This window comes from Paenibacillus phytorum (assembly GCF_013141715.1).
Lineage (GTDB): Bacteria > Bacillota > Bacilli > Paenibacillales > NBRC-103111 > Paenibacillus_E > Paenibacillus_E phytorum.
Window position 1 is genome coordinate 1 of the sequence record NZ_WHOA01000228.1, and the last position, 7801, is coordinate 7801.

The 7801-nt window shown below is 41.6% G+C and carries 6 protein-coding genes and 1 pseudogene; 4 read left to right on the plus strand and 3 right to left on the minus strand.

Features of this window, described 5'->3' with window-relative positions; genetic code table 11:
- Nucleotides 1–501 precede the first annotated feature (501 nt).
- Nucleotides 502–612 carry a YjcZ family sporulation protein gene (locus GC098_RS31500; RefSeq protein WP_171647325.1) on the minus strand — a complete coding sequence of 37 codons (111 nt, stop codon included), beginning with the start codon at nt 610–612 and terminating at the stop codon, nt 502–504.
- Nucleotides 613–686: 74 nt separating this feature from the next.
- On the opposite strand from GC098_RS31500, the gene GC098_RS31505 reads away from it, so the two are divergent.
- Together GC098_RS31505 and GC098_RS31510 are read left to right on the plus strand one after the other, a co-directional pair.
- Nucleotides 687–830 (plus strand): hypothetical protein, encoded by a 144-nt coding sequence (locus GC098_RS31505; RefSeq protein WP_171647666.1) that lies wholly within the window; start codon nt 687–689, stop codon nt 828–830.
- Nucleotides 831–1304: 474 nt separating this feature from the next.
- Nucleotides 1305–1949, plus strand: a complete 645-nt coding sequence (locus GC098_RS31510) for an SGNH/GDSL hydrolase family protein (RefSeq protein WP_171647668.1) — start codon at nt 1305–1307, stop codon at nt 1947–1949.
- 1677 nt (nt 1950–3626) lie between these two features.
- Here the strand turns inward: GC098_RS31510 and GC098_RS31515 are convergent.
- On the minus strand, nt 3627–4340 hold the full coding sequence (locus GC098_RS31515; protein ID WP_171647670.1) for a cysteine hydrolase family protein: 714 nt from the start codon (nt 4338–4340) through the stop codon (nt 3627–3629).
- 449 nt (nt 4341–4789) lie between these two features.
- On the opposite strand from GC098_RS31515, the gene GC098_RS31520 reads away from it, so the two are divergent.
- Nucleotides 4790–6364, plus strand: coding sequence for a multicopper oxidase family protein (locus tag GC098_RS31520; protein ID WP_171647672.1), 1575 nt, complete (start codon nt 4790–4792; stop codon nt 6362–6364).
- A 157-nt stretch (nt 6365–6521) separates the two neighbouring features.
- Here the strand turns inward: GC098_RS31520 and GC098_RS31525 are convergent, their stop codons facing one another.
- Entirely contained in the window at nt 6522–6794 is a 273-nt protein-coding gene (locus GC098_RS31525) for a hypothetical protein (RefSeq protein ID WP_171647675.1), read from the minus strand.
- A 608-nt stretch (nt 6795–7402) separates the two neighbouring features.
- Here GC098_RS31525 and GC098_RS41850 point away from each other — a divergent pair.
- Nucleotides 7403–7498 (plus strand): annotated as a pseudogene (locus tag GC098_RS41850) (AraC family transcriptional regulator); the annotation flags it as partial.
- Nucleotides 7499–7801 lie beyond the last annotated feature (303 nt).

A 7801-nucleotide genomic window follows, 5' to 3' on the forward strand; every position in this document is an offset into this window, starting at 1 on the left:
TGATGATGATGATGATGACCTACTCCACCATAACCTACTGCTCCCATGTTTACTCATTCCCCTCTGCTGAATAGTCACTACGGTATAAAGTATGTTCGTTAAATAGTGATTGCGTGGACGTATGAACCAAATTGAGTGTTGGAATAGTCGGCATTTGTAAAAAAGATTTCGGATGGTCTCTGCTAGTGAGTGACGGCAGTTATGTTGGTGTTTGTGAATTTGTACCACTGGAAGCCGGATCTGCAATTTTCAAAATAGCCGAGTAACACCCGGGGAAAATAACCGCAAATTCCCCCTATGTGTCCACGCATTATTTATAAATTTGAATCTTATATATTAAGCCTCCACAGCCACTCAACTCATATTTCACCCTTCATTTACCATAAAAAAGTTACCCTGATTAAGGGTGACTTTTTTTATGATAAGAACAATGAGAAAAAACGGCCCGTATTTTATTTCACGGCCGTTTTTTCTCGTTGTTCTTTGTGTTGGATTAAGGAATTACCATGCAAAAGTCATTGTGATAATAACCAAAAGAATAAAAAGAACCAAGACAATTGCTGTGCTTGAACCGTAACCTGCACAACTTGCACCATAACCTACTGCTCCCATGTTTACTCATTCCCCTCTGTTGATTTGTCACTACGGAATAAAATATGTTCGTTAAATAGTGATTGCTTGGACGTATGAACCAAATTGAGTGTTGGAATATCGGCATTCGTAAACAAGAATTCGGATGGTCCCTGCAGCTGAGTGACGGCAGCTATGTTGGTGTTTGTGAATTTGTACCACCGGAAGCCAGATCAGCATTTTTCAAAATAGCCGAGTAACACCCGGGAAAAAAAGCCTCAAATTCCCCATATGTGTCCACGCACAAAAAGGCCAACTGCTTCGAAATGCTGGAAATCCCGCACTTCGTCGCGAAAATATCGAGAACTACGTTCTGGCCGTTACGATAAGCATATAGAAATTATCTTTATGCTCCTTGTTATAGATTTAGCATATGGAGTTGAGGGGAGTCGAACCCCTGTCCGAAAATATTGCCACTGGGCATCTACGAGTGTAAGTCACATTTTTGATGTCACTCGAGCATCGCTTCATTTTCTCCGAAGAGTACTAGTAACAATCTTAATTGAATCAATACTTATTATTACCCACACAACCTAAGCATAATTGCAATATTATACCTATAAGATGCACTTGATGAAATACAGGTGTAAGCAAAAAATCGATCATTACACTGATCTTTCATTTTGGTTATTTGCGTTGTATGTAAGATTAATCGAGGAGTTGGTAATATTGCTATGATCTATGCAGCTCTTGGAGATTCCATCACATTTGGGGAAAATGCCTCCTCTTTTGCAAATGCTTATCCCCAATTGACCGTATCTACATTAAATTCAAGCTCCGATAAGGCTACTTGTTATGTTATGGCTCGCCCTGGTTGGACTAGCGATGATCTGTTAGATTCAGTGATATGGCGGGGGGCATCAGTTATTCGGCATGCTGATGTTGTTTCTATATGGATCGGAGGCGTGGATTTAGCAAACGCAGCATTGATTTCACTTCGAAATCAGCAGCCGTTAGCCGCAAAACAAATTGCAGCAAACTATAGACGCAACCTAGGTGCCATTGTATCCCAAATAAAAAAAGGATGCCATGCCCGCATCATCTGCTGCACGCAGTACAACCCATTCCCTAACAGTCCTCTTGCTGTTGAGTCAGTAGACAAACTTAATCGTATAACGAAAGAGCTCGTCCAAAGTCTCGATGTAAGTATTGCTCCCGCTCATACTTGGTTCGAAGGTAAACAAGCAAATCTTATCTATGGATATCGAAATGGAAAAATTGAGGATGCCTTGAGCGGATCTTTGCCCATCCATCCAAATGATAAGGGGCATCAAGTTATTGCAATGGGAATGGCACCCTATCTTATACCTCGTAAGTAGCATTGAGGTGCGGGGAGTATTGAAAGATCGATTGAAATGCAGGGGAGTATATCATCAATGTTGTACTCCCTCCGCCACGAATGCATAGTGCGTAAGAGTAATTATTAATCTTTAAGGTTTTACTCAAAAGAAGAAAAATGGGTCTCCGCAATTGCCAACGGGTTACTATAGATGGACAAAACAAGGTGGAGCAACTGCCGTGGCAGAACTGCTCCTTGTTTTATCGCATCGAGATACCGACCCAGAGGATGTTCCAATAGGCGCGAGCGCTTAGACGTATATCTTCATGTCCAAAATGGAGATGGCGCTATTATCATACTATCCAGCAGTGCCAAGATAAATGCAGGTTCAGCCTCGGGAGATACTTTCTTTAGTCCAACATTTCATACGAACGAAAGCACGAATACAAACGATCCGTCTCTGATCGATAGTACCGCGGGAAAAATTGTGTGATATTTACCCAGCCAAAATATTTAGCGGAAATGTGGTTTTCATGAGGATATGAGGGGCTTGAAGTGGAAGTTTGGAAAAACCATATTTTGTGCATACAAAAAATAACAGTTTATTCAGCTAACGTAGAAGTACGACAAGTTCTGTTATAAGCGCCAAACAGCGTGAAAAGTAGGAGATTCCAAGGAGTAATCTCAACTTTACAATCAAGAATGGTAATGACGGAACCATGTATCCCGAAACAATCTCGCCAATACTCCTGCTCGCGTCTTGTTTATCAGAACATGAGGTGTGAAGATCAGGTAGATTCGAAGAACGAAGGCTGTAGCCATTCTATTGGAAAAGGTATGCCAACGGATATGTCGCGCGGCTGAAAAACTGGATATGGTGAGGATGCTCGCACAGAAGTGAACTGACGAACTTCCGAATGTACAGGTCTAAAGTTAGAGCACACGGAAACGTGTGTACTTTCAAACGATGGGTGAGTGGCGTAAAGCAAAACTTTCCGCACTGAAATGGCGGCATCGATCTCACAGGCTTAGAGGAAGCACCTAAGTTCAGAACGGATAGCTAGGCTGTAAGGGACTTGGAAAACAAGGGACGTTTTTTACGGACTTGTACGCAAGGGCCCGGCAACTAATGCGATAATACAAGATCCATATTTTGATCAGCCTTCTAGTAAGAAGGGTATATGGCTTGGCCACGATCCTTTCCCATCAATAGAATACGTAGATAATACGGTAAGGATTTGGTCTGACGATTTTTCTGGTGTAATGAGAAAAGATTTATCTGAGCAAGAGTTGCAAAAGATGTATTATATCGAATATAACAGAGATGATTTAATAAAAAAATTGCAATCAATCGAGACTGATTTGTTGGACTTTTATAAGTACTCGTTAGAAAAGGCACTTTGGATGGTTGACGATTACTATAAAGAAATGTTGTTTTTGAAATATTGTAAGTGGTTCAATCTAGATGTGAGATAGGTTGCCGCTAGCACAGCTGAACTAACGGATAACGAGAGTTAAGTAATTGTAACAAAATTGAAATCTTAAATTCATGTGGCATTAATGAATCAAGCCTATAATAAAACTCGACCCCCTTTTAAATATATATTTAGACCCTCAGCCCGTTGCTGTGGGTCTCTTTTTTCTATTCAACGAAAGGGCAGAATAGCGTGGTATAACAATTGAGTGTTAACTTCTTGGAGCCTTAGTATTAGCACTCCTATGAGGGAGAATGGGCTTTACTGGATGCTCCGAGTTCCCAGACCTCGGATCGCCGGTATGGATGACTAAAATGTATCAGATTGATTTTTGTTAAAGTGGCCCGGTTTCGGGTTCCAGGGCTATTTACCATATGCCAGGCGGTATACTGTTCAGCATAAGGATTGAGAGCTGACATTCCATCAACTGGAATAATGACATTGTATCCCCGGAATGCAGCACTGGTGGCTGTATGAAGGACTGCGCCATTAGCTGCATAACCGGTAATCAGAACGGTTTTAATGCCATGATCATGCAGTATTTGTTCTAAATCAGTTTTGTAGAACTTATCAACGTTTGATTTCACAACAGGATCACTTGGCAAGGGGGCTATCTGCGCGGCAATATCCGATAGGCTTCCCGTATGTGTAAGGCTATAGACGACAAGCATGCCACATTCACGACTTCTCGCCAATAGTTGATTAATTTTAGAGATGGAGGCAATACAACGAGGATTATTACATATAGTGGTCTCCATATCCAAAACTAGGAGTGCACTTGTTTTGGGGTCCACTGAAACGGATTGCAGCTGAGGGGGAGGAGGAACGGGAACAGCGTTCCATTCATCGATGATAGTTGAATCCTTTCTTTCAGCGTAATAGTTCATACGTAGCCAGTGACTACTTGGCATGCAGTATTCACGCCAAACACCGTACTGGGGACAATAATAGTTCATCCTAATCCACCTCTGGGCCGCTTATTTGATAATAGATTATGTACGCGGCTAGGATAAGGTGTGGCCGAACCGTTTTAAGTATAGTCATGCCTATTCCAAAAATCATTGAAAGAAGACGTGTACAGATGCAAGAGGTCGTTCGGAAATCTCACCAATAGCTGTCGGTGGACAAGGACATATATCGTATGCGGATTTTGGACAAGACATTATTGCCGATAGCTCGGTCTGTAGCGTTCCCGTAATAAAGGTTCGTCGCTCAACTAAAGGTCGGGATAGTTTCATGGTTTCCGAGGAAAATATTCCAAGCTTACAGAACGAGTAATGATGCATCTATAAAATCATTAATTGTTTTGGAATAGATTAAGGAAAAATCGACAATTAAACATAGTGGGACATCTGTCGTTCATACGCTTTCTTAAGGTATTAACCGTGAGGAGGTCTCCACTCATATGCCCGTAAAAGTAAAACTTCAAAAATTCGTCGATAAACTGCCGATTCCCAAAACCATTTCCCCGATAAAACGAGACAAGAAAGGTTCGTATTATGAAGTGACCATGAGGGAATTTACACAAAAACTGCATCGTGATCTAGGGCCTACCCGCTTATGGGGCTACAATGGTATGTACCCGGGCCCTACTTTCGACGTAATGAAGGGTGAAACGTCATATGTCAAATGGATGAATGATCTGCCCAAAAAGCATTTTCTCCCCATCGATACGACCATTCATGGTGCAGAAAAAACAGTTCCACAGGTTAGGACTGTGGTTCATCTACACGGCGGAAAACAGCATGATCATAGCGATGGGTACCCGGATGCTTGGTTTACGAGAAATTTTGAACAAACAGGGCCTAAGTTTCAAAGAAAAGTATGCGAGTATCCCAACCTTGAAGCCACTACATTATTTTATCATGACCACACAATGGGTATTACGAGATTGAACAATTATGCGGGACTTGGAGGCTTTTTTATCATTCGTGATGAGCATGAACGATCCCTGAATCTACCGGTGGGGAAATATGAAATCCCGCTTATGATTCAGGATCGTTCGTTTGACCCGGACGGTTCGCTCTTTTACCCTGCTACTCCGGATAAAAACAATCATCGTCTTCCTTATCCTTCAATTGTTACACCTTTTGACGCAGATTACATTTTGGTAAACGGCAAAGTATCCCCCTATCTACAAGTAGAACCGAGAAAATACCGATTTCGCATTTTAAATTATTGTAATAGTCGAGCTATTACACTCAAACTGGACTCTGGACAGCCATTTTATCAAATTGGAATCGATCGAGGATTACTGGAGAAACCAGTGAAAATGAATGAGATTCTCCTTCTAACGACTGAGCGGGCGGATGTGATCATCGATTTTTCTCGATCCTATGGTAAGACGATCATTCTTAAAAATGTCTTCAAGGGTGCCTCCCCAGAAACAACCGATGTAATGCAGTTTAGAGTAACCACTCCGTTAAAAGGAAAAGATACCAGTTCCCTTCCGGATCAGTTAACGAAAATCGATTTCCTTACTACGGAGATGGCAATAAAGACAAGAGATCTTACACTCATTAGGGTGGAGGATGGATATGGAAGATCGTTGAATTTACTTGATGGTAAAATATGGAATGACCCTATATCCGAGAAAATGGACTTAGGAACTGTTGAGATCTGGCGGTTAATCAATCAGACTGCGGATGACCATCCCATTCATCTGCATGTCGTTGACATGCAGATTCTAGAGCGCCAGCCTTTTGACGTTGCTCAGTTCCAAGCCACAGGTAAACTTGAATTTACAGGACCTGCGCGTCCTCCTGAACCTAATGAGAGGGGATTTAAAGATACAATTCGTGCTCCCGCTGGTTCAGTTACCTCCTTTATCGCGAGATTCGATCCTTTCGCTGGACTTTTTGTATGGCATTGTCACATGCTCGAACATGAAGATTACGATATGATGCGACCAATTGAAATCGTGAAGAAAAAAAATAGACTTAAAAATATGCTAATGAGAATGATTAACGGGAAACTATAGCACCATGACACAGGCTGCCGGCATAACATTGGTAGCCTGTTGAGCGATTTGACAGAAGAGTTCAATACCTGGGAGTGTGAAAATCCAAAAGGCCTATTTTACATCTAACTACGAACTTGTTATGACAGAAGCCCATACAATACATGGTTAAATGTTTCTATATCATCATAAACGGAGGACAACAAATATGGGCTTTCACGGAGGTTTTGGGCACGGAGGTTTTGAGCACGGAGGCTTTGGTCATGGAGGTTTTGGGCATGGAGGTTTTGGAAGCCCATTTGGCTTTGGAGGCTTTGGAAGCCCATTTGGCTTTGGGGGCTTTGGAAGCCCATTTGGCTTTGGAGGCTTTGGAAGCCCATTTGGCTTTGGAGGTTTTGGAAGCCCGTTTGGCTTTGGAGGCCCATTTGGTAATCCCTTCTTTTTCCGCCAACCATATCAGGGAACATCTCATCATTTGTCCCCTGGGCAGCCAACTATGCCTTACGTAGAAACATCCCACCACATGTACCCGGTCCAACAAATGGCACCTCAATTTTACACTAGCAATAAAAATGATCTGTGTACCTGATTAATGAAATTTATAAAGTTATGAAAGGTATGGAATGATCCTCAAAACTAAAGCGGGAATTATGTAGGTTGAAAACCATAAACACCAATGAGCATTGTGATGAAGGTATTTGAAGATGCTTATATAGTTAGATTAAGATTCTGAGCGTCGTCCAGACACAAAACGCGGTCCTTATTATTTGGGGCCCCGTTTTGTGTAGTGCATTTGAACAGAGTGTAGGTGCTGGCGCCCTGGATAAACAATTGTCGGATGACAAGAACTTTATCCCATTCCCGATGGCAAACAAATAAATACACCATGGGATCTAATTTGCAAAAGAATCAAAACATTTAAGTTTTAAGCGTATCTGGATTAGAGATGCAGAACTCTAAGAAAGGAATGCCAGACGATGAAATACTACGATCCAATGCAACAAGCAGTAGCGTACTTAGAAAGTAAATTGACCGAGGAGATTTCGTTGGAAGACGCGTTTTCCACGATATCATTTCCATCGAATATTCCAAGCCTTGGTGGGACATTCACTAGCTGAATATGTTAGGGAACGTAGACTAACGAAGGCTTCCTACGATTGTTATTTCAGTTCGGATCTCAGGCGTAGATGGATATAAGATGTGAATGGAAAACAAGTGGTCGTTAAAATAACGGAAAACATTAGCGTAATGTGGTTGTATTATCTTGGCTACCGGTGAATCGCTCGGTGGCCTATTCGGCTAACTGGAGTTTAGTTGAACAAAAGGATGGTATTTTTGTTAGTATTAAACAAAAGGGAGGGGATGAAGGTGTATAACAAGAAGTATTTTATTCTAATGCCACCTATGATAATAATTGGAATATTTTTATTTTACTTTCTTCCAGCAAATCAGAGACCT

Bases quoted from the DNA above. Each gene is read 5' to 3' on its own strand.
- GC098_RS31500 (WP_171647325.1), bottom strand. From the start codon at position 612: ATGGGAGCAGTAGGTTATGGTGCAAGTTGTGCAGGTTACGGTTCAAGC.
- GC098_RS31505 (WP_171647666.1), top strand. From the start codon at position 687: ATGAACCAAATTGAGTGTTGGAATATCGGCATTCGTAAACAAGAATTC.
- GC098_RS31510 (WP_171647668.1), top strand. From the start codon at position 1,305: ATGATCTATGCAGCTCTTGGAGATTCCATCACATTTGGGGAAAATGCC.
- GC098_RS31520 (WP_171647672.1), top strand. From the start codon at position 4,790: ATGCCCGTAAAAGTAAAACTTCAAAAATTCGTCGATAAACTGCCGATT.
- GC098_RS31515 (WP_171647670.1), bottom strand. From the start codon at position 4,340: ATGAACTATTATTGTCCCCAGTACGGTGTTTGGCGTGAATACTGCATG.